Origin of the sequence: Neobacillus sp. C211 (assembly GCF_051842875.1) — a bacterium.
Lineage (GTDB): Bacteria > Bacillota > Bacilli > Bacillales > Cytobacillaceae > Neobacillus.
Genome location: NZ_JBPXRO010000004.1, coordinates 1 through 21,189 on the forward strand (window position 1 = coordinate 1; position 21,189 = coordinate 21,189).

Here is a 21,189-nt window from a genome sequence, read left to right on the forward strand (position 1 = left end):
TTGTGTTAAGAGCAGTGTATTATTGATTTTACAGCTCTGTTGATTTGCTCGGAAGGCAGACTCTTGCGGGAGTACGGGGCCGAGGAGGCTCCCCGGCACGCCCGCGGAAAGCGAAGTGCCTGGAGCACAAATCAACAGACATGTTGCAAAGCCTATATATTAATAATATTATAATAAATTAACGCGGTGAATGGTTAAAAGTTATTGTAGAAAATAAGAGGCTGTCGAAAGTTTCTCGACAGCCTGAGAGGAGGTTTCTCCTCTCTTTTTGTATGTATAAATCTATAAACTCCATTAAAGAAACGAATATCTGTGTTTTTACTTTCATCTTCATCCAAAATCATTTATTATAGGGGTTAGATGCTGAAATGCAGAAAAGTGTCGAAACTTCTTTATAGGAGGTTTATATCGTGAAAAAAGAATGGTATTTAGAATATGAGATTCAAAAGAACCGTCCAGGGCTATTGGGTGACATTTCATCCCTATTGGGTATGCTTTCTATTAATATTGTGACGATTAATGGTGTGGATGAAGGAAGACGTGGTTTGCTCATTTTAGCAAAAGACGATGATCAAATTAAACGACTAGAGTCAATTTTACATACTATGGACACAATAAAACTAATTAAACTTAGGGAACCAAAACTGCGTGACAGGCTTGCAGTTAGACATGGCCGATATATTCAAAGAGATGCTGATGATAAAAAAACCTTCCGCTTTGTAAGGAATGAACTTGGCTTATTAGTTGATTTTATGGCAGAATTATTTAAGCAGGAGGGCCATAAACTGATTGGTATTCGTGGAATGCCACGGGTAGGTAAAACAGAATCGTTAGTTGCAGCGAGTGTTTGTGCAAATAAACGTTGGTTATTTGTTTCATCGACACTGTTAAAACAAACAATCCGCAATCAATTAATTGAAGATGAGTACAACGAAAATAATCTATTTATTCTTGATGGAATAGTATCAACAAAACGAGCAAATGAACGTCATTGGCAGCTTGTCCGAGAAATCATGCGTCTGCCGTCAGTAAAAGTAATCGAGCACCCTGATGTCTTTGTACAAAACTCAGAATACACACTCGATGATTTTGATTATATTATCGAGCTTAGGAATGACGCGGAAGAAGAGATTACATATGAAGTCGTTGACCAGCATAACATGTTCTCCGGATCAGATTTTGGTGATTTTGATTTCTAATAAATTGGAAGGTGTTAACAGTTGACTGAATTAGGGAATCGACTAAAAGAAGCCCGATTAGCTAAAGGATTTAGCTTGGATGATGTCCAATCCATGACCAAAATTCAAAAGCGTTATTTAATTGGTATTGAAGAAGGTAATTATGCGAGCATGCCTGGAAATTTCTACGTGCGTGCATTTATTAAACAGTATGCTGAGGCTTTAAGCCTCAATCCTGATGAAATCTTTGAAACCTATAAAGGCGAAATTCCTGCTACCTATAATGATGATTTACCCCAGCAATTGTCTAGAGTGAAAACACACAAAACAATTACTGAAGGTAATTCCAAAATATTTGATATTCTGCCAAAGGTATTAATCGGTGTTTTTGTAATTGGTGCTGCAAGCCTTTTATATTACTTTATATCAAATCATGCTGGTGGAAATTCCAATGAATCAATTAGTAAGCAGAATGAACCCGTTAAAATTGTTACATCGAAGAATCTTGAAAAAGTAAAAGCTGATGATAAAGATAATCAGAAAGTAAATGAGGAACAGAAGGATAATACAGTACAGGAAGAGGAACAAACAACGGTAGAAGAAACACCTAAACAAGAAATTACAGCAGTTCAAAGCAGCGGCAGGAATTCAACCTATGAATTAAAAAATGCAGATAAATTTATTGTGAAGTTGGTTTCTAAAGGTCAAACCTGGGTTAGTATTAAAAATGGAAAAGGGAAATCCTTTTTTCAAGGGCTTCTAAAAACAGGTACAACTGAGAGCCAGACAGAAGATTTATCAGCAGAAAGTATGGCTGTGATCAGGGTTGGAAATGCTGCTGACACTGAAATTTATGTGAATGACCAAAAGCTCGAGTATGCAGTCCCAGCGACTGCGAATGTTCAGAACATAACGATTCAATATGTTCTGAAAGACGAATAGTCATCTGTAGATGACTATTTTTCACTTTTAATAAATAAACGGAGGAAAACTATGAATATTCCGAATAGAATAACGGTATCAAGAATATTATTAATTCCAATATTTTTGATTATTATGCTTGCTCCTTTTAAATGGGGCAACATGCAACTTCTTGGGACCGTACTTCCAGTTACCCATTTTGTCGGTGCATTGATCTTCATTTTAGCCTCTGTAACTGACTGGGTTGACGGCCATTATGCTCGTAAATATAACCTTGTCACCAATATGGGGAAATTTCTTGACCCATTAGCTGACAAATTACTCGTATCGGCTGCACTTATTGTTTTAGTTGAACTGAATGATGTTTATGCACCTTCATGGTTAGTCATTATTATTATTAGCAGGGAGTTTGCAGTAACAGGTTTACGCCTCTTGCTTGCAGGGGAAGGCGAAGTTGTTGCGGCTAATATGCTCGGCAAAATTAAAACATGGGCGCAAATTGTCGCGATATCATCGCTTTTATTACATAATATAATTTTTGCAATGATACCATTCCGTTTTGATATAGTGTCATTATGGGTGGCTTTAATTTTTACTATCTGGTCTGGCTGGGATTATTTTGCAAAAAATAGTCATGTCCTAAAAAATTCAAAGTAAACTTAATTCTATTATGTTGTAAAGGAAGATGAATTGCTATGAATGCTGAGATTATTGCAGTTGGTTCGGAGTTATTGCTCGGTCAAATTGTTAATACGAATGCGAGATTTTTGTCTCAGCAATTAGCTGGGCTTGGTATTAATGTCTATTTTCATACAGTTGTCGGTGATAATCCTGACAGGCTAAAGTCTGCAATTGAAATAGCCCAAAAGCGTGCAGAGATTATAATATTTTCTGGCGGGCTTGGGCCTACAAAGGATGATTTGACGAAGGAAACGATTGCTCGTCAGCTTGGTAAAGAACTCGTTATCGATGAAACGGCGTTAGCATCGATTGAACTTTTTTTTAAGCGGACTAATCGTGTAATGACAGAAAATAACCGAAAGCAGGCACTCGTATTATCAGGATCTCACATTCTCCCAAATGATCATGGGATGGCGCCTGGCATGGTTGTAGAATCCGGCGGTCATACGTATATGCTGCTGCCTGGCCCGCCAAAGGAAATGGAACCGATGTTTCTCCAGTATGGGACCCAGGCTCTTTCTACAAGAAACAAGTCTAACGAGAGAATTGTCTCAAGGGTGTTAAGGTTTTTTGGGATTGGAGAAGCAGCTCTGGAAACAGAAATTATTGATTTAATTGATGCGCAAAGCAATCCAACGATAGCCCCGCTGGCAGGAGATGGGGAGGTTACTTTACGACTGACAGCCAAACATGTGGACGAAAATGCAGCACAGGCTATGCTGGATGAACTAGAAAAGACGATAAAACAGCGTCTTGGTGCATTTTTATATGGCTATGATAATACATCGCTTTTGATAGAAGTAATGAAATCTTTAAAAGAAAGAAACTTAACTATTACTGCCGCTGAGAGTTTAACAGGAGGACTATTCCAGCAAGAGTTAACATCAATTTCAGGTGCAAGTTCAGTGTTTTACGGTGGTATAGTTTGTTATTCAAATGAAGTGAAACGACAGCTATTAGATGTACAGGAAGAAACACTTAAAACACATGGTGCGGTAAGTGAACAATGTGCTAGAGAGCTGGCCGAAAATGCTTCAAAGGTATTTAAAACCGATATTGGGATTAGTTTTACGGGTGTTGCTGGTCCTGAAGAACTTGAAGGCAAGCCAGTTGGTACAATTTATATAGGCATTGCAATTAAGGGAAAGCCGACAATTGTAGAAAAGATTACCCTTGGCGGAACAAGGGAAGCGAACCGGAGCCGTGCAGTGAAATTTGGCTGCTATTTTCTCCTTCGAATTTTAAAAGAGTCACAGAATGCTAATTAGCGTTCTGTGACTTTTTTGGATAAACAAGAATTGGGAAAAAGGTCTGACAATTGACGAAATTATCCTTTTCGGACTACTAAAAATGCAAAATGATACAAAAGGGTGGGGGATTTTCCTTTTTTTACAACGATTTTGTTTTGAAAATAAACGAATGAATGTTCGTTTATTTACTCGACAAATATCCGAAAAGCGGGTATATTATTAGTAGGAATTAATTTAATAGATTATAGCAATTTGCTTGTGTTTATATAAGGGAGGAAAAGATTCGTGAGTAATGATCGTAAAGCGGCCTTAGAAATGGCGTTAAAGCAAATAGAAAAGCAATTTGGTAAAGGTTCTGTCATGAAAATGGGAGAGAAAACAGATACGAGGATTTTAACGAGTCCGAGTGGCTCGTTAGCACTTGATGCAGCACTTGGAGTGGGTGGATATCCTAGAGGGCGTATTATCGAAGTTTATGGTCCTGAGAGCTCAGGTAAAACTACGGTTGCTTTGCATGCGATTGCTGAAGTCCAAGCAAATGGCGGACAAGCAGCATTTATAGATGCTGAACATGCCCTTGACCCAGCGTATGCCCAAAAATTAGGTGTTAACATTGATGAGTTATTGCTATCACAGCCAGATACGGGTGAACAAGCGCTTGAAATCGCAGAAGCATTAGTACGAAGTGGTGCAATTGATATTATTGTAGTCGACTCTGTAGCAGCATTAGTTCCAAAAGCGGAAATTGAAGGCGAAATGGGAGATTCTCACATGGGCTTACAGGCTCGTTTGATGTCGCAAGCCCTACGTAAATTATCTGGAGCCATCAATAAATCGAAGACCATCGCCATCTTTATTAACCAAGTGCGCGAAAAAATTGGCGTTATGTTTGGAAACCCCGAGACAACACCAGGTGGACGTGCATTGAAATTCTATTCCACCGTCCGTATTGAAGTTCGTCGTGCAGAGGCGTTAAAGCAGGGAAATGATATTGTAGGTAATAAGACGAAGATAAAAATAGTTAAGAATAAAGTCGCTCCTCCTTTCCGTACGGCTGAAGTAGATATCATGTATGGTGAAGGAATTTCTAAAGAAGGCGAAATCATTGATCTAGGCGCAGAATTAGATATCGTTGAAAAGAGCGGGTCATGGTACTCCTATAATTCTGAAAGATTAGGTCAAGGCCGTGAAAATGCAAAGCTATACTTGAAGGAAAATCCAGATGTTCGCCTCGAAATTCAAGGGAAAATCCGTGAACATTATGGTTTAGATGGTGAAAAATTTGTCACTGAGAAAGACGATGATGAACAATTTGAATTAATAGACTAATGTAGATGAGCAAAGCTATTTATGGTTTTGCTCTTTTTTTACATAATGTTATTTTTATACCAAGTTTTATTTGTTAAAATCCAATGGATTTTATCATTTAGGATGAATAAATGATGTCCTATTCAAAATATTTCAAAAAGCCAATAGGACTAAGCCTTGACAATGAATATTCCCACCTTTACAATTAACATGTATATTTTACATTTTTGGTATTATTACAATTCGAAAAAAGCCTTGGTGCTTGCTGTATGTTGAGTCTAAACAATGTACATGCCGACACTTAAAAAATGTAACAAAAGTTCATAGCAAGAGGAGGTGTAACGATGGAACCAATTACAATCATCTCCATTTTGCTTGGCCTTATCGTCGGTGCCGTTGTTGGCTATTTTGTTCATAAATCCATTGCTGATGCAAAAGTAGCAGGTGCAAAGAATGCTGCAGAGCAGATTCTTGAAGATGCTAAACGTGATGCTGATTCATTGAAAAAGGAAGCTTTGCTAGAAGCAAAGGATGAAATTCACAAGCTTCGGACTGAAGCAGAGCGTGAGGTTCGTGAACGAAGAAATGAAATGCAAAAACAAGAAAACCGTTTACTGCAAAGAGAAGAGAATTTAGATCGAAAAGAGGAAACGTTAAACAAGCGTGAAAATCTTTTAGAAAAGAAGGATGATTCTCTAAACCAAAGACAACAGCATATTGAAGAGATGGAAAGCAAAGTGGACGAGTTAGTACGAAAACAACAAACTGAACTCGAACGAATATCGAGCTTAACGCGCGAGGAAGCAAAAACAATCATTATTGATCGAATGGAGCAGGAACTTACCCATGACACTGCGATAATGATCAAGGAGAGCGAAAATCGTGCAAAAGAGGAAGCCGACAAGAAAGCAAAGGAAATACTTTCGTTAGCAATCCAGCGTTGCGCTGCTGACCATGTTGCGGAAACGACTGTCTCTGTCGTCAACCTGCCAAATGACGAAATGAAGGGCCGTATTATTGGCCGTGAAGGAAGAAATATTCGTACGCTTGAAACGTTAACAGGAATTGATTTAATCATTGATGATACTCCTGAAGCTGTCATTCTATCAGGTTTTGATCCTATTCGTCGCGAAACGGCTCGCTTAGCACTGGAGAAATTGGTCCAAGACGGGCGTATCCATCCGGCACGCATTGAGGAAATGGTAGAAAAATCACGTCGTGAAGTAGATGAGTATATCCGTGAAGTGGGTGAACAAACCACCTTTGAAGTGGGTGTTCATGGACTTCATCCAGATCTAATCAAAATTCTTGGTCGCTTAAAATTCCGTACTAGTTACGGGCAAAACGTATTAAAGCATTCTATGGAAGTTGCGCAACTGTCTGGTTTACTTGCCGCTGAACTTGGCCAAGATGAAACTTTGGCACGTCGTGCGGGCTTGCTTCATGATATTGGGAAAGCCATCGACCATGAAGTAGAAGGCAGCCATGTTGAAATTGGTGTTGAACTTGCAACCAAATACAAGGAACATCCGGTAGTAATCAATAGTATTGCTTCCCATCATGGGGATACAGAGGCAACATCTATCATAGCCGTTTTAGTTGCAGCAGCAGATGCCTTATCAGCTGCAAGACCAGGTGCACGTAGTGAGACGCTTGAAAACTATATTCGCCGTCTTGAAAAGTTAGAGGAGATTTCGGAATCCTATGAAGGTGTAGAGAAATCCTTTGCCATTCAAGCAGGTCGAGAGGTACGTATTATAGTTAGACCGGATTCAGTTGATGATCTTGCTGCTCATCGATTAGCACGCGATATTCGTAAGCGCATTGAAGAAGAGCTTGATTATCCAGGTCATATTAAAGTGACAGTTATTCGTGAGACACGGGCTGTTGAATACGCAAAATAAAGCGGTGCGCATGCACCGCTTTATTTTTTGCAGCACCTTATCCGATTAAATAAAGTCTGAATGTGATACAATTTATACAATAACAATTTTTTTAACGAAAGGAACAAAAATGAATCTACTTTTTATCGGTGATGTCGTCGGTTCACCAGGCCGGGATATGGTAAAGGAATATTTGCCAAAATTAAAAGAAAAATATCGTCCTCATTTTACTATTATCAATGGGGAGAATGCAGCAGGAGGCAAGGGGATTACTGAAAAAATCTATCGTGAATTCTTAGGGTATGGGGCACAGGCAGTAACACTAGGTAACCACTCATGGGATAATCGTGAAATTTTTGAATTTATCGGTACTGCAAAAAATATGGTTAGACCAGCAAATTTTCCAGAAGGAACACCAGGGAAAGGTATGGCATTTTTTAAAGTCAATGATTTAGAAGTTGCCGTTATTAATCTGCAGGGTCGAACCTTTATGGCTCCATTGGATTGTCCTTTTAAGAAAGCTGACGAATTAGTTGAAATAGCCAGGGAAAGAACCCCATATATTTTTGTGGATTTTCATGCTGAAGTAACAAGTGAGAAACAGGCAATGGGTTGGTATTTAGATGGAAGGGTCTCTGCCGTTGTGGGGACACATACACATGTTCAAACGGCCGATAACCGGGTTTTACCGGGAGGCACAGGATATTTATCTGATGTAGGAATGACAGGGCCCTATGATGGCATTTTAGGGGTGGAGAGAGAAGCAGTCCTTAAAAGGTTCCTAACCAGCCTGCCAGTCCGGTTTGAAGTGGCAACCGCAGGAAGAAATCAGTTAAGTGCAGTTATGATTGAATTAGATCGTAAAACAGGCTTAACAAAAAAGATACAGCCCATTTTAATAAATGATGACCATCCGTTTTACTCTTAAGAGCAAATTTCATTTGCTCTTTTTTTGTCCAAGCCGGAATATGTTTTTTGACAAATGAATATAGTAGCAGTGGAATGTTATAACCTGATTTGTTCATGAAACTGCTCATGCGGGATCGGGATTTTCTAAGGAGGAGCTAGAAATGGATATATTAAAAGTTTCAGCAAAATCTAATCCTAATTCTGTAGCTGGTGCGCTTGCCGGGGTTCTGCGTGAAAGAGGTGCAGCGGAAATACAGGCAATTGGGGCGGGTGCATTGAATCAAGCCGTAAAGGCAGTAGCGATTGCTCGAGGATTTGTAGCACCTAGCGGAGTTGATTTAATCTGTATCCCTGCGTTTACCGATATTTTAATTGACGGGGAAGAACGCACAGCTATCAAACTAATTGTAGAACCACGTTGAAAGAGATAGACTATTTATAGGAGACCAAACAAAAGGACATTTACCTTTACCTGCTTGTTTTACAAGCAGGTATTTTTTAGGTTTTATTTCTCACTAATTGGTATTAAATGATATTGACTTATTAAAGTATTATTCTACCATAACCTTTAATAATTATTAAAATTCAAATCATGAATGTGCATAGCTTGAATTAATATTGCAAAACGCCGTATAATGCGGATAAATCATGTCTTTTTATTTGTTATCTTGTAGAAAGCAAGTATATTTCAAATAATAAAAAAATATTCATATTTTAGACATTATTTCGCTTTTAAGGGTTGCAATTTTTAGTTCATAGGTCTAGAATTGTAAGCGTTTAGTACATAACCTTTCTACTTTTTATTAGTCTTTTTATATAAAATGGGCTAATTTCTAGTGATTTACTCGGAATAGTGCTAAACTAATAAATGGATCATCAAAACTACTTATTTTTACATATCCAAAGGGGTGTAAGTCATGATCAATCAACTTTCATGGAAAGTTGGAGGACAACAAGGGGAAGGTATTGAAAGTACTGGGGAAATCTTTGCTATTGCACTGAATCGCCTGGGATATTACTTGTATGGTTATCGTCACTTTTCTTCACGTATTAAAGGTGGTCATACCAACAATAAAATCAGAGTTAGTACTACAGAAGTTCGTTCTATTTCTGATGACTTAGATATCCTTGTAGCATTTGACCAGGAAACTATTGATGTAAACTACAAAGAATTACACAGTAATGGGGTAATCCTTGCTGATGCAAAATTCAATCCAAAGAAGCCGGAAGATACTGAAGCTTCATTGTATGCGGTTCCATTTACTGAAATTGCGACAGAGCTCGGAACTTCTCTAATGAAAAACATGGTTGCAATTGGTGCAACTTCTGCTGTATTAGACTTAGATATTCATGTGTTTGAAGTAGTAGTTCGCGAGATTTTTGGTAAAAAAGGCGACCAAGTAGTTGCAAAAAATATGGATGCGATCAAAGCTGGCTTTGATAAAATGAAGGAAAATCTTGCAGCTGGCATTCAAACAATGGAGCTTGAAAAGGCTGATGGCAAAAAACGGATGTTCATGATTGGAAATGACGCTATTGCTCTTGGAGCTATTGCAGGCGGATGCCGTTTTATGGCGGCCTACCCAATTACACCAGCTTCTGAAATAATGGAATATTTGATTAAAAAGCTACCTGCACTAGGTGGTACAGTTATTCAAACCGAAGATGAAATTGCTGCATGTACAATGGCAATTGGAGCAAACTACGGCGGTGTTCGTACAATAACTGCTTCAGCAGGTCCAGGATTATCTTTAAAAATGGAAGCAATTGGCCTTTCAGGTATTACTGAAACGCCACTAGTAATTGTTGACACTCAACGAGGCGGTCCATCAACAGGATTACCAACAAAACAAGAACAATCAGACCTTATGGCGATGATTTATGGAACACATGGTGAAATCCCGAAAATTGTAATGGCTCCAAGCACTGTTGAAGAAGCATTCTATGATACAGCTGAAGCATTCAATTTAGCAGAAGAATATCAATGTCCAGTCATTATTTTATCTGACCTACAATTATCCTTGGGTAAACAAACGGTTGAACCATTAAATTATGACAAGGTTGAAATCAGACGTGGAAAATTGGTAACAGAAGACATACCTGCTAACGAAAACAATGCATATTTTAAACGCTATGAAGTAACAGAGGACGGGACTTCCCCACGTGTAATCCCTGGTATGAAAAATGGTATTCATCACGTAACAGGTGTCGAGCATGATGAGACTGGTAAACCATCGGAATCTGCTCCAAATCGAATTGCGCAAATGGATAAGCGTTTCCGTAAGGTAGAAAATATCCGCTTTAATACACCAGTATATAAAAATGTTAAGCACGAAGACGCTGATGTACTATTTGTAGGCTTTAACTCGACTCGTGGTGTTATTGAAGAAGCAATGACTCGTTTAGAGAAAGACGGCTTAAAAGTAAATCATGCCCATATTCGTTTGATCCATCCGTTCCCAACTGACGAAGTTCTTCCGCTTGTTCGTTCTGCGAAGAAAGTTGTTGTAGTGGAAAACAATGCAACTGGACAATTAGCCAATATTATGAAAATGAATGTTGGACATGCTGAAAAAATTACTAAGCATCTTAAATATGATGGTAATCCGTTCCTACCACACGAAGTATATACAAAATGTAAGGAGTTGTTCTAAATGGCCACTTTTAAAGACTTTCGTAACAATGTAAAACCGAACTGGTGCCCTGGCTGTGGCGACTTCTCCGTACAAGCGGCTATGCAACGTGCGGCAGCAAATGTAGGCTTAGAGCCAGAAAACTTAGCTGTAATTTCTGGAATCGGCTGTTCAGGACGTATTTCCGGTTATATTAATTCATATGGCTTCCATGGGATTCATGGTCGTTCACTTCCAATCGCACAAGGTGTTAAAATGGCTAATCGTGATTTAACTGTTATCGCCTCTGGTGGTGACGGTGACGGTTATGCGATCGGGATGGGGCATACGATTCATGCCATTCGTCGTAATCTTGATATAACTTATATCGTTATGGATAACCAAATATATGGTTTGACTAAAGGTCAAACTTCTCCACGTTCAGCTACTGGCTTTAAAACAAAGTCAACTCCGATGGGGTCGATTGAGCAATCAATTTCTCCTATGGAAATGGCGTTGACTGTAGGAGCAACATTTGTTGCACAAAGTTTCTCTACAGATCTAAAAGATTTAACTGCCTTAATTGAAGCCGGTTTAAAACACAAAGGATTTTCTTTAATCAATGTTTTCAGCCCTTGTGTTACCTATAATAAGGTGAACACCTATGATTGGTTTAAAGAAAATCTAACAAAACTAAGTGATATAGAGGGTTATGACCCTTCAAATCGCGAAGATGCGATGCAGACATTAATGAAGCATAATGGTCTTGTTACAGGACTTATTTATCAAAATACTGAGCGTAAGTCTTATCAAGAACTGATCACTGGCTACTCTGAAGCACCGTTAGCAAAAGCTGACCTTAATCTTGACCAAAATTATTTTGATAAATTAGTTTCTGAATTTATCTAATGATAGTAAGAAAATCCCGTGACTTGACGTCACGGGATTTTCTATTGTTTTCAAGCAAGTTAACCTTTATACTATAATAATGTGCGGAGAAAGTCTAGAGTCTTCATTCATCTTTTGCACAGATTAAATCTTAAAAATTTAATAGATAAATTACGTAATATGAAAAGAAAGGGGCATTTGAACAAATGAATGAAAAACAACGTTTAGAAGGTCAGAAAGTCGAGTCTGTTAATTCTTCGGACAAAAAATCCGCCAAGGATTACAGCAAGTACTTTGAACAAGTAATTACTGCACCTTCTTTAACAGAAGCGAAGAAACGCGGAAAAGAAGAAGTAAAGTACCATAATGATTTTTCTATCTCTGAAGAATTTCGTGGAATGGGCGAGGGGCGGAAGTTTTATATCCGTACTTATGGCTGCCAAATGAACGAACATGATACTGAAGTTATGGCTGGGATTTTCTTAGCATTAGGCTATGAACCAACCGACAACACGGAGGATGCAAATGTCATTCTTTTAAATACATGTGCTATCAGAGAGAACGCAGAAAATAAAGTGTTCGGTGAACTGGGCCATTTAAAGTCCTTGAAATTGGAAAAGCCTGATTTACTTATCGGTGTTTGTGGGTGTATGTCTCAGGAGGAATCAGTAGTTAATAAGATTCTCAAAACCTACCATCAGGTCGATATGATTTTTGGTACCCATAATATTCATCGTTTACCAAATATATTGCATGAAGCATATATGTCAAAAGAAATGGTTGTTGAAGTATGGTCAAAAGAAGGCGACGTGATTGAAAACCTTCCAAAAGTACGCCGTGGAAATATTAAAGCATGGGTTAACATCATGTACGGCTGCGATAAATTCTGTACTTATTGCATCGTCCCTTTCACCCGTGGAAAGGAACGAAGCCGTCGTCCAGAAGAAATTATCCAAGAAGTACGTCATCTAGCTGCACAAGGCTACCAAGAAGTTACTTTGCTTGGTCAAAACGTAAATGCCTATGGGAAAGATTTAGAGGACGGAACTTATGGACTTGGTGAACTGATGGATGAATTGCGAAAAATTGATATTCCAAGGATTCGTTTTACAACAAGCCACCCGCGTGACTTTGATGATCGCCTAATTGAGGTCCTTGCCAAAGGCGGCAATTTAATGGATCATATCCATTTACCAGTGCAGTCAGGTTCAACCGATGTGTTAAAAATCATGGCTCGTAAATATACAAGAGAACAATATTTAGAGCTTGTTAAAAAAATCAAAGCGGCCATTCCGAATGTTGCTTTAACAACGGATATTATCGTTGGTTATCCGAACGAAACAGACGAACAGTTTGAAGAAACGATGTCCCTCTATCGTGAAGTTGGTTATGAATTAGCATATACATTTATTTATTCTCCGCGTGAAGGTACTCCAGCTGCAAAAATGGAGGATAACGTTCCGATGGAAGTAAAGAAAGCACGCTTACAACGCTTAAATGCTCTTGTGAATGAGCTTTCATTAGAAGCTATGAAAAAACATGAAGGCCAAATCCTTGAAGTTCTTGTTGAAGGAGAAAGTAAGAACAATCCTGATGTTCTTGCAGGCTATACCTCTAGGAGTAAGCTTGTAAACTTTGCTGCACCAAAATCAGCGATTGGCAAGATTGTAAAAGTAAAAATTACACAAGCAAAAACATGGTCATTAAACGGAGAAATGGTGGAAGAACTAGAACCAGCAGAGGTGAAATAAAGTGGCGAAATATACAAAAGACGATATCGTTGCACGTGCAACTGATTTAGCACGGATGATTGCAGAAACAGAAGAAGTTGACTTTTTTAAACGAGCAGAGGCTCAATTAAATGAAAATAAGAAAGTTCATACCTTAATAGCGGACATTAAGGGATTGCAAAAGCAGGCTGTAAACCTTCAGCATTATGGAAAACCAGAAGCACTAAAAAAGGTAGAAGATAAAATTGCTTCAATTGAGCAAGAGTTGGATGAAATACCTGTGGTTCAGGATTTCAAACAATCACAATTAGAAGTGAATGAATTGCTACAAATCATTGCCTCAACCATTTCGAATACTGTAACCGATGAAATTATCATTTCAACGGGCGGCGATGTATTGTTAGGAGAAACTGGATCTAGCATGCAAAATGGCGGCGGGGCTTGTGAAGGTCACGACGATTGCGATCACGATCATTAATACTCTAGCCAGGCTTTTAACAAAGCCTGGCTTTATTTTTTGGGCTCTGATAAACCTGGCTGTTGATTTCCGCTCCAGGCGCTGCGCTTTCCACGGGCGGTCCGGGGAGCCTCCCGAAGGTCTTCGCGCCTTCCGCTCCAATCAACTTGGTTATAAAATCAATAATAACCTTTAATACAGCCTATTTTTAATAAATCTAATCCACTTTTATATTCCCCTGATTCCTGCCATTTTATTAACCTTCGTTTTAAGTACAGGCCAGGAAGGCACACACCTTTAAATCCCGCATAAAATGAACTATGACTAAACTTTTATCCAGTACTCATCAAAATAAAAATCACACTAGTCTTATATCATGCATACGATGAAATGAAAATGAATGAGGAGGGTTCGCGCGAAATGGGAGACTATAGAGAGATAATTACCAAGGCCGTAGTAGCGAAAGGACGTAAATTCACCCAGTCCAATCATACGATTAGCCCGGCGCATAGTCCAACAAGTATACTTGGCTGTTGGATCATCAACCATAAATACAATGCGAAAAAGGTTGGCAAGACTGTAGAGATACATGGCTCTTACGACATCAATGTTTGGTATTCATTTAATGATAATACCAAAACAGAAGTTGTTACAGAACGTGTCCAATATACAGATGTTATTAAGTTAAAGTATCGTGACCATGACTGCCTCGATGACAATGAAATAAGTGCTCGAGTGCTGCAGCAGCCTAATTGCTGTGAAGCGGTCATTTCCCCTAATGGTAACAGAATCATCGTCCATGTCGAAAGGGAATTCCTTGTAGAGGTGATTGGCGAGACTAAGGTTTGTGTTCGCGTCAGTTCTGAAGGCTGCAAGGACAATGACGATGAGTGGGGAATGGACGTAGACGATGAAGAATTCGAGGAGTTAAATCCTGATTTCTTAGTCGGCTCAGAAGAAGAATAAAACTAACTAGGAGGTTTTTACTTCCTAGTTTTTTTCTTTTTTCGTAAAAAGGATGGAAAAGTTCTGATTTTAGAATGATTAGATGCGAAAATCAGCAAGCTATTTTAAGGAGGTGTTACTATGGAACCGAGACAGCCTGGAAATAAAAATATGCCTGATTTTGAACAATTAAATGACAGAATTATCGCTGAAAGCTCTCCTTCGCCAATGTTAGTTATTAAAACAAATCTTGACCCAAAAGATGTTTCAGAAAATAATCCGTATTATCATAATACGGAAGTAAAAAGCGCTAAAGCAATGAAGGAATACTTTCAGGAATAAGAAAAGCCAGGATATTAAACCTGGCTTTTCTTCCATTCTGGTTTTAATAATGATAATACAAACGTATCATGAAATTGCTCATTTTGATTGATATACCCTCGTAGTAATCCTTCCTTCGAGAAACCTAGCTTAATTAGTAAATTTATGGATGACACATTTTCAGGGTAAACTATAGCTCCAATTCGAAATAAATCCAATTGATTAAAACTAAAGCGGATCACTTCTTTAATCGCCTCTGAACCATAGCCCATCCTCCAATAGTCGGGATGAAGCTCATAACCAATTTCTGCACGCTTATTTTTTAGATGTAAACCATTAAGACCAACAGTGCCGATGATCCTTTGATTTTCCTTTAATTTGATACCCCAGCGGATCCCACGTTTATCAACCAGGTTCTTATGAAACATATCAATTAATCTTGAAGCTTCGACAGGTAAAGTAAAACGATTTGTTCCATAAAAACGGGTCACTTCTTCTAATGATAAAATCTCGTATAGATAATCAACATGCTGATGTGTTAATTCAATTAATTTAAGTCTTTTCGTATTTAAAATGGGAAAAGTCATGGCAACCCTCTCTGTTTATCCCTTTACCCGTATACTCAACAAGAGTGGTAAAAGGGGATTTCCAAATGAATACTAAATTTTACTGTTAACTAATAGTGTATAATGGCTTATAAGAAATTTCCATTAAATTTTGAATAAATTTTTTGAACATTTTATCTTACATAATGGTAAGATGTGTGGAGAAAATCATTTCTTAGATTGACCCTATTTAAAAAATGAATGCCTAATAGATTAGAAGGTGTGCAAATGCAAAAAGCAGAGTATATAAATTTAATAGAAACAGAATTATTACCAAGAATACAATTAACGTCTGACAGTCCGTTTGACCCTATCATTGTAAAAAATATGTCACCGTTATGGAAAACGATCGGGCGCGGCAATTATGCTGGGGTCTTTACACTTGATGCTCATCCAGAGTGGGTGGTAAAAGTTTATGGTAGAAGCCCCGAGGAGCTTAAAAAAGAAATTGATGTTTACCAGAGGTTAGGAAACCATAAAAGTTATTCTTCACTTTATGATTATGGTGAAAATTATTTAATCCTAAAAAAGCTTAACGGTATGACCTTGTTTGATGCTGTGGTAAAGGGAGTTCCAATCCCTGAAGCTGTCATAAAGGATATTGATTCAGGTTTGGATTATGCGAGGTCAGTTGGATTAAATCCCTATGATGTTCACGGCAAGAATGTCGTCATGTTTGAGGGGAGAGGTTATATTGTTGATATTTCTGATTTTTATAAACAAGGGTACTGCAAAAAATGGAAAGATTTAAAAAAAGCTTATTACAAGATTTATTTACCATATATATATAAATATCATCCGCCTATCCCATTTTTTATCGTCGATGCGGTGCGAAAAGGATATCGGATGTATCGTCGTTTGAAAAAAAAGGCAATAAAGAAAAATAAAAATTAGCGAGGTGAAATTATGGATGATCGTCAATTTCGAAACGCAATGGGAAAGTTTGCAACAGGGGTAACGGTGGTCGCAACGGAAGTGGCTGGAAATGTCCATGGAATGACTGCAAATGCATTCATGTCTGTTTCTCTAAATCCAAAACTTGTCGTAATCTCAATTGCTGAAAAAGCACAAATGCTTGAAAAAATAAAACAAAGTAAAAGCTTTTCAGTCAATATACTTGCGGCAGATCAACAAGAATTATCAATGATTTTCGCGGGACAGTCGAAAAATCAACAAGAAATTGTGTTTGACCGCCTCGAGGGTATACCTGTTTTACCAAGAGCAACTGCTCAAATTGTTTGCGAAGTATCAGCGGAGCATGATGAAGGTGATCACACACTTTTTATTGGCAGAGTAACCAATCTTAAAGTTGAAGATTCTGAGCCATTAATCTATTTTAGTGGAAAATACCGATTGTTGGCAGAGGAGTAATTGGTGGGTTAAGCAGATTGGTTAGTTTTTTACTAATTTTTGAAAAGATTATATAAAATAGACTCGATAAGCAAAGATTATCAGTAAAATTTTACTTGATAACGATATGTAAAAAATGCCCTGAAATTTTCAGGGCATTTTTTAGTGTTTTCGCGAAATAACGACTCTAATTCTAAAAATAAATAATATTTAGAATATATTGACAAGTATTTATTAGGTATGTAGAATTACAGTTAGTAAAAGAAAGCGCTTTTTTTACCGTTTTATACAATTAAAAAAGTAATTAACGTAAAATTAAAATTTTAGTTCTGTTGTTTTGATGGCCAACAAAACAACCTGCTCGAAATTTTTGTTTTATTTTGAAAGCGGATTCATTATCTATTTCAAAACATTTATGAAATGATATGGGAGGTTTAACAATGGCAGTAAAGACCATCAGCAGAAATTTTCTTAAGTTTTTGGTTGTTATTCTGGCTTTCCAAGATGTTGCTGCAGGGGTAGCAGGGTCAATAATGGCTGACATCATTAAGGCATTTCCACAATATGACCCCACAATTGTTATGTTAGTTGCTACTTTTCCAGGATTAATACAAATTGTTCCTGCTCTCTTTTATGGTAAACTTTCCAAAATGTTCAAGAAGAGAACACTCTTGTTTGTCGGCTTAAGCCTTTTCATCATCGGGGGTATCCTTCCAACCTTTATTGATAATCTCTGGGTGATTATTGCAATGAGGGGGATTTTAGGTTTAGGTGTCGGGATTACCATGCCGTTGTCAGTAGATGTAATTACAGATTTCTTTGAAGGCAGAGAAAGAGATTTCTTGATTGGATTGGGTACCTCAACAATTGCGTGTATCGGAGCTATTTTCTTCCAATTAGTTGGAGGGATCTTAGCGGATGCTTATGGTTGGCATTATGGTTTCCTAACCTACTTGTTCCCTATTTGGATTCTTGCGATTACTATCCTTTACCTACCCGAGCCTGAGAAGAAACAGGTATCTAAAGTCGATAGTAATCAGGCAGCCGTAAAGATTAAATTGCCAAAAGCAATCTATTGGGTAAGTCTCGGACAGGTCTTTTATTCAGCGCTTATTTTTGGTTATGTAGTAAATATATCAGTTGTCATCCAAGCGGATAAATTAGGCAATGCCACAGAAGCTGGTTTGGCTATATCCATCTTTACCTTTGGTACTTTAATAGCTGGTTTCCTTTTTGGGAAGATAAAACACAAACTTCCAACCATGTATTTACCGCTTGCTGTTTTAATGACCGGTGTTGGAATGGCCATCTGTTACTACTCTCCAACTCTAACAATGATATTAATTGGAAGTGTATTCGGTGGTTTTGCAATGGGAATTGGCATTCCAGGAGTATTTACTAGGGTTTCTGAGTTAACTCCAGTCGGTTCTCCTTCTAGTGTAGGTTTAGTTGTTGCAGGGCAAGGTATTGGAGGGATTTTAGGGCCTTTTGGATTTCAAGTGATTCAAAATATATTTAATCAAGATATAGGTAGATTCCCATTAGCAGTTAGTGCAATTGGATTAGTTGCATTAGCAATCATTTGGGCCATTTCGGTAATGAAGCCGAAAAGGGATATTGAAGCTACTCTAAGTCAATGACAAAGAAAAAGCTAAAATGATGAGTAGAAAATTCATCATTTTAGCTTTTTAAATGATAGATTTGGTTATTAGTTGAAAAGCATCGCTATTATTTGTCACTATGAGAGATTTGAGGAGGAGGAGATACATTGGATAAAGGTTTAAAAGTACTTAATAAGTTACCATTTCAAAAGCTGACTGCGGTAGCTTCTGCATTAGCACTACTTTCAGGGTGTTCCTATAAAAATATTACTGGTCAGGAAGTAAAAGCAGAGGTTTTAAAGCAGAAAACAAATGAACAAAAACAAAAAAGCCAGCAAAAAGAAGGTGAGGACTCACCCAAACCAAATATTGTGTATATTGTCTTAGACGATTCTGGTTTTTCAGATATTGGAAGCTATGGATCCGAAGTCAAAACGCCTAACTTAGATTGGTTAGCGGAAAACGGACTTCGTTATAACAATTCGCATGTAACGCCGGTGTGTTCACCAACCCGTGCAGCTTTACTTACAGGACGGAATCCACATGATATAGGAATGTCAACAGTAGCCAATTTTGATATGGGCCCTGAATTTGAAAACAAACGTGGCAGAATCTATCCGGAAGCGGGAACGATTGCTGAAGTTCTTAGTGAAAATAGCTACAATAATTACGCATTAGGGAAATGGCACTTATCCCCTTCCCACCAAGTAACTCCTGCTGGCCCTTATGAAAATTGGCCGCTAGGCAAAGGCTTTGACCGCTTCTACGGTTTTCTTGAGGACTCTGGTGATCAATATAGACCAGAATTAATACAGGATAACAGTCCGGTTGATGTACCTAAGAAGGAAAACTATCATTTCTCTGAGGATATAGTGGATCGAGCCAATCAATATGTAACCGACCAATCTTCAGTGAATCCAGAAAAACCATTTTTCCTATACTTATCTTTTGGTGCACAGCACCAACCAGTTCAAGTTCCAAAGAAATATATCGATATGTATAAAGGGGTATATGACAAAGGCTGGGATAAAATCCGGGAAGAAAGGTTTAATAAACAGAAACAATTAGGGATTATTCCAAAAGACACTAAATTACCTGGACTTAACCCAGGAATTAAGCCGTGGGAGCAACTTACTAATGATGAGAAAAAAGCGTTTATCCGTTTCCAAGAAACATACGCAGGCTTTTTGACGCATACCGATGAGCAAATTGGCCGCTTTATTGAGAAATTACGCGCCGTCGGGGAATTGGAAAATACAATGATTGTCTTCTTATCAGACAACGGTACCAGCTCCATGGGGAAAAATACAGGATCGATTAATCATACACTCCCATATAACGATGTACCTGAAAAATTAGAAGATGTTGTTAAGCATATCGACGATATAGGAAGTGAACGAGCAGGAGCAGAATCTCCGACTGGCTGGGCTCAAGTAAGTAATACCCCTTTTAAATTCTATAAAGCTACAACCTTTGAAGCAGGAATTCATACACCGCTGATTGTTTATTATCCAAAGGTGATTAAAGATAAAGGAGCGATTCGCAATCAGTATGTACATGTAAGTGATATCACTCCCACTGTTTATGATGTATTAGGAATTGATATACCTAAGGAGATAAAGGGAGTAAAGCAAATGGGCCTTCAAGGCAAGAGTTTTGCCGATTCATTTAAAAGTTCCAAATCATTAGGAAAGAAAACACAGTATTTTGAAAATAACGGGCAGCGGGCCATATATCATGACGGTTGGAAAGCGTTAACACTCCATAAGAAAGGAGACCCTTATGAAAAGGATATCTGGCAGCTTTACCATGTAGCAGAAGACTTTTCTGAAACAAATGACCTTGCGGTAAAATTCCCAGAAAAGGTAAATGAACTGAAGAGGTTATGGGAGGAGGAAGCAAGGAAATATGGAGTATATCCAATGACAGATATCGCTGGAGAAGGATTTTTAACTATCCCTGCGGATTCCATCCGTGCAAGAAATACCTTTACATTTTACCCTGGAATGTCCCGTTTATCAGAGTCAGCTTCACCATTCATTATTAACCGTACCTATTCCATCACGGCCCCAATTGAACGTGACAGCGCAACCGATGATGGCGTCCTCGTTGCTTTAGGAGGTTATGAGAGTGGTTATACGTTATATATAAAAAATTACAAGCTAGTTTATGAATACAACATGGGAAATGCTGTTTATCGAATTGAATCGAAAGAAGATGTGCCTGTAGGAAAATCAACAATCCGGTTTGAGTTTAGTAAAACTGAAGCCAACAAAGGTATTGGAAGTCTATATATTAATGGACAGAAAGTCGGAGAAGGTAGTATTGACAAAACACATCAATATAAAATTGCCTTCGAAGGATTGGATATCGGTAAGGATACACTCTATTCTGTAAGCCCAGCCTACCAAAATGAAGGAACGTTCGAATTTTCAGGAAAGATTGAAAAAGTCGTCTATGAATTGAAGTAGAAAAATGAAATGCGATTAAGTAAATAAAGAAAGAAATATAAGCCAGTGCCAATGGGGTTACTGGCTTATATTCTAAGAA

At 38.1% G+C, this 21,189-nt stretch carries 19 protein-coding genes; 18 read left to right on the forward strand and 1 reads right to left on the reverse strand.

Annotated elements, in window-relative coordinates; translation table 11 throughout:
• The first annotated feature begins 407 nt into the window (after nucleotides 1–407).
• The 14 genes from ACSU6B_RS05195 (at nucleotide 408) to ACSU6B_RS05260 (ending at nucleotide 15,104) form a co-directional block, all read left to right on the forward strand.
• On the forward strand, nucleotides 408–1,199 hold the full coding sequence (locus ACSU6B_RS05195) for a DUF3388 domain-containing protein (protein WP_088086418.1): 792 nt from the start codon (nucleotides 408–410) through the stop codon (nucleotides 1,197–1,199).
• A gap of 21 nt (nucleotides 1,200–1,220) precedes the next feature.
• Nucleotides 1,221–2,120: a helix-turn-helix domain-containing protein gene (locus tag ACSU6B_RS05200; RefSeq protein ID WP_410883348.1), complete on the forward strand. Its 900-nt coding sequence runs from the start codon at nucleotides 1,221–1,223 to the stop codon at nucleotides 2,118–2,120.
• Between the two features lie 51 nt (nucleotides 2,121–2,171).
• Nucleotides 2,172–2,756, forward strand: coding sequence for a CDP-diacylglycerol--glycerol-3-phosphate 3-phosphatidyltransferase (gene pgsA, locus ACSU6B_RS05205; RefSeq protein WP_410883350.1), 585 nt, complete (start codon nucleotides 2,172–2,174; stop codon nucleotides 2,754–2,756).
• Nucleotides 2,757–2,794: 38 nt separating this feature from the next.
• Nucleotides 2,795–4,048, forward strand: coding sequence for a competence/damage-inducible protein A (locus ACSU6B_RS05210; protein ID WP_410883352.1), 1,254 nt, complete (start codon nucleotides 2,795–2,797; stop codon nucleotides 4,046–4,048).
• Nucleotides 4,049–4,315: 267 nt separating this feature from the next.
• Nucleotides 4,316–5,359, forward strand: a complete 1,044-nt coding sequence (gene recA / locus ACSU6B_RS05215) for a recombinase RecA (protein WP_088086422.1) — start codon at nucleotides 4,316–4,318, stop codon at nucleotides 5,357–5,359.
• Nucleotides 5,360–5,682: 323 nt separating this feature from the next.
• On the forward strand, nucleotides 5,683–7,242 hold the full coding sequence (rny, locus tag ACSU6B_RS05220) for a ribonuclease Y (RefSeq protein ID WP_168242803.1): 1,560 nt from the start codon (nucleotides 5,683–5,685) through the stop codon (nucleotides 7,240–7,242).
• A gap of 109 nt (nucleotides 7,243–7,351) precedes the next feature.
• Complete coding sequence (locus tag ACSU6B_RS05225) at nucleotides 7,352–8,149, forward strand: TIGR00282 family metallophosphoesterase (protein ID WP_168242804.1); 798 nt, start codon at nucleotides 7,352–7,354, stop codon at nucleotides 8,147–8,149.
• A 142-nt stretch (nucleotides 8,150–8,291) separates the two neighbouring features.
• A complete protein-coding gene (gene spoVS / locus ACSU6B_RS05230; RefSeq protein ID WP_026566505.1) occupies nucleotides 8,292–8,552 on the forward strand; it encodes a stage V sporulation protein SpoVS in 261 nt (86 codons plus the stop codon).
• A gap of 495 nt (nucleotides 8,553–9,047) precedes the next feature.
• The gene (locus ACSU6B_RS05235) at nucleotides 9,048–10,784 is read left to right on the forward strand and encodes a 2-oxoacid:acceptor oxidoreductase subunit alpha (protein WP_410883355.1); all 1,737 of its coding nucleotides are present in this window, start codon (nucleotides 9,048–9,050) and stop codon (nucleotides 10,782–10,784) included.
• Nucleotides 10,785–11,651 carry a 2-oxoacid:ferredoxin oxidoreductase subunit beta gene (locus ACSU6B_RS05240; RefSeq protein ID WP_214714479.1) on the forward strand — a complete coding sequence of 289 codons (867 nt, stop codon included), beginning with the start codon at nucleotides 10,785–10,787 and terminating at the stop codon, nucleotides 11,649–11,651.
• Between the two features lie 185 nt (nucleotides 11,652–11,836).
• Nucleotides 11,837–13,381 carry a tRNA (N6-isopentenyl adenosine(37)-C2)-methylthiotransferase MiaB gene (gene miaB, locus ACSU6B_RS05245; protein WP_215000425.1) on the forward strand — a complete coding sequence of 515 codons (1,545 nt, stop codon included), beginning with the start codon at nucleotides 11,837–11,839 and terminating at the stop codon, nucleotides 13,379–13,381.
• A 1-nt stretch (nucleotide 13,382) separates the two neighbouring features.
• Nucleotides 13,383–13,838, forward strand: coding sequence for a RicAFT regulatory complex protein RicA family protein (locus tag ACSU6B_RS05250; RefSeq protein WP_088086428.1), 456 nt, complete (start codon nucleotides 13,383–13,385; stop codon nucleotides 13,836–13,838).
• Between the two features lie 399 nt (nucleotides 13,839–14,237).
• On the forward strand, nucleotides 14,238–14,783 hold the full coding sequence (locus ACSU6B_RS05255) for an outer spore coat protein CotE (protein WP_088086429.1): 546 nt from the start codon (nucleotides 14,238–14,240) through the stop codon (nucleotides 14,781–14,783).
• Between the two features lie 120 nt (nucleotides 14,784–14,903).
• Nucleotides 14,904–15,104 (forward strand): hypothetical protein, encoded by a 201-nt coding sequence (locus ACSU6B_RS05260; protein WP_410883358.1) that lies wholly within the window; start codon nucleotides 14,904–14,906, stop codon nucleotides 15,102–15,104.
• Nucleotides 15,105–15,118: 14 nt separating this feature from the next.
• Here ACSU6B_RS05260 and ACSU6B_RS05265 read toward each other — a convergent pair whose 3' ends face one another.
• Entirely contained in the window at nucleotides 15,119–15,670 is a 552-nt protein-coding gene (locus tag ACSU6B_RS05265; RefSeq protein WP_215000427.1) for a GNAT family N-acetyltransferase, read from the reverse strand.
• Between the two features lie 246 nt (nucleotides 15,671–15,916).
• Here ACSU6B_RS05265 and ACSU6B_RS05270 point away from each other — a divergent pair, with 246 nt between their 5' ends.
• The 4 genes from ACSU6B_RS05270 (at nucleotide 15,917) to ACSU6B_RS05285 (ending at nucleotide 21,110) form a co-directional block, all read left to right on the forward strand.
• Complete coding sequence (locus ACSU6B_RS05270; protein ID WP_410883360.1) at nucleotides 15,917–16,582, forward strand: serine/threonine protein kinase; 666 nt, start codon at nucleotides 15,917–15,919, stop codon at nucleotides 16,580–16,582.
• 12 nt (nucleotides 16,583–16,594) lie between these two features.
• Entirely contained in the window at nucleotides 16,595–17,059 is a 465-nt protein-coding gene (locus ACSU6B_RS05275; RefSeq protein ID WP_168242809.1) for a flavin reductase family protein, read from the forward strand.
• A gap of 419 nt (nucleotides 17,060–17,478) precedes the next feature.
• Nucleotides 17,479–18,678 (forward strand): MFS transporter, encoded by a 1,200-nt coding sequence (locus tag ACSU6B_RS05280; protein ID WP_410883362.1) that lies wholly within the window; start codon nucleotides 17,479–17,481, stop codon nucleotides 18,676–18,678.
• A gap of 128 nt (nucleotides 18,679–18,806) precedes the next feature.
• Nucleotides 18,807–21,110 (forward strand): arylsulfatase, encoded by a 2,304-nt coding sequence (locus ACSU6B_RS05285; RefSeq protein ID WP_410883364.1) that lies wholly within the window; start codon nucleotides 18,807–18,809, stop codon nucleotides 21,108–21,110.
• Nucleotides 21,111–21,189: the final 79 nt, after the last annotated feature.

Bases quoted from the DNA above. Each gene is read 5' to 3' on its own strand.
- pgsA (WP_410883350.1), top strand. From the start codon at position 2,172: ATGAATATTCCGAATAGAATAACGGTATCAAGAATATTATTAATTCCA.
- ACSU6B_RS05210 (WP_410883352.1), top strand. From the start codon at position 2,795: ATGAATGCTGAGATTATTGCAGTTGGTTCGGAGTTATTGCTCGGTCAA.
- rny (WP_168242803.1), top strand. From the start codon at position 5,683: ATGGAACCAATTACAATCATCTCCATTTTGCTTGGCCTTATCGTCGGT.
- ACSU6B_RS05225 (WP_168242804.1), top strand. From the start codon at position 7,352: ATGAATCTACTTTTTATCGGTGATGTCGTCGGTTCACCAGGCCGGGAT.
- spoVS (WP_026566505.1), top strand. From the start codon at position 8,292: ATGGATATATTAAAAGTTTCAGCAAAATCTAATCCTAATTCTGTAGCT.
- ACSU6B_RS05235 (WP_410883355.1), top strand. From the start codon at position 9,048: ATGATCAATCAACTTTCATGGAAAGTTGGAGGACAACAAGGGGAAGGT.
- ACSU6B_RS05240 (WP_214714479.1), top strand. From the start codon at position 10,785: ATGGCCACTTTTAAAGACTTTCGTAACAATGTAAAACCGAACTGGTGC.
- miaB (WP_215000425.1), top strand. From the start codon at position 11,837: ATGAATGAAAAACAACGTTTAGAAGGTCAGAAAGTCGAGTCTGTTAAT.
- ACSU6B_RS05255 (WP_088086429.1), top strand. From the start codon at position 14,238: ATGGGAGACTATAGAGAGATAATTACCAAGGCCGTAGTAGCGAAAGGA.
- ACSU6B_RS05260 (WP_410883358.1), top strand. From the start codon at position 14,904: ATGGAACCGAGACAGCCTGGAAATAAAAATATGCCTGATTTTGAACAA.
- ACSU6B_RS05265 (WP_215000427.1), bottom strand. From the start codon at position 15,670: ATGACTTTTCCCATTTTAAATACGAAAAGACTTAAATTAATTGAATTA.
- ACSU6B_RS05270 (WP_410883360.1), top strand. From the start codon at position 15,917: ATGCAAAAAGCAGAGTATATAAATTTAATAGAAACAGAATTATTACCA.
- ACSU6B_RS05275 (WP_168242809.1), top strand. From the start codon at position 16,595: ATGGATGATCGTCAATTTCGAAACGCAATGGGAAAGTTTGCAACAGGG.
- ACSU6B_RS05280 (WP_410883362.1), top strand. From the start codon at position 17,479: ATGGCAGTAAAGACCATCAGCAGAAATTTTCTTAAGTTTTTGGTTGTT.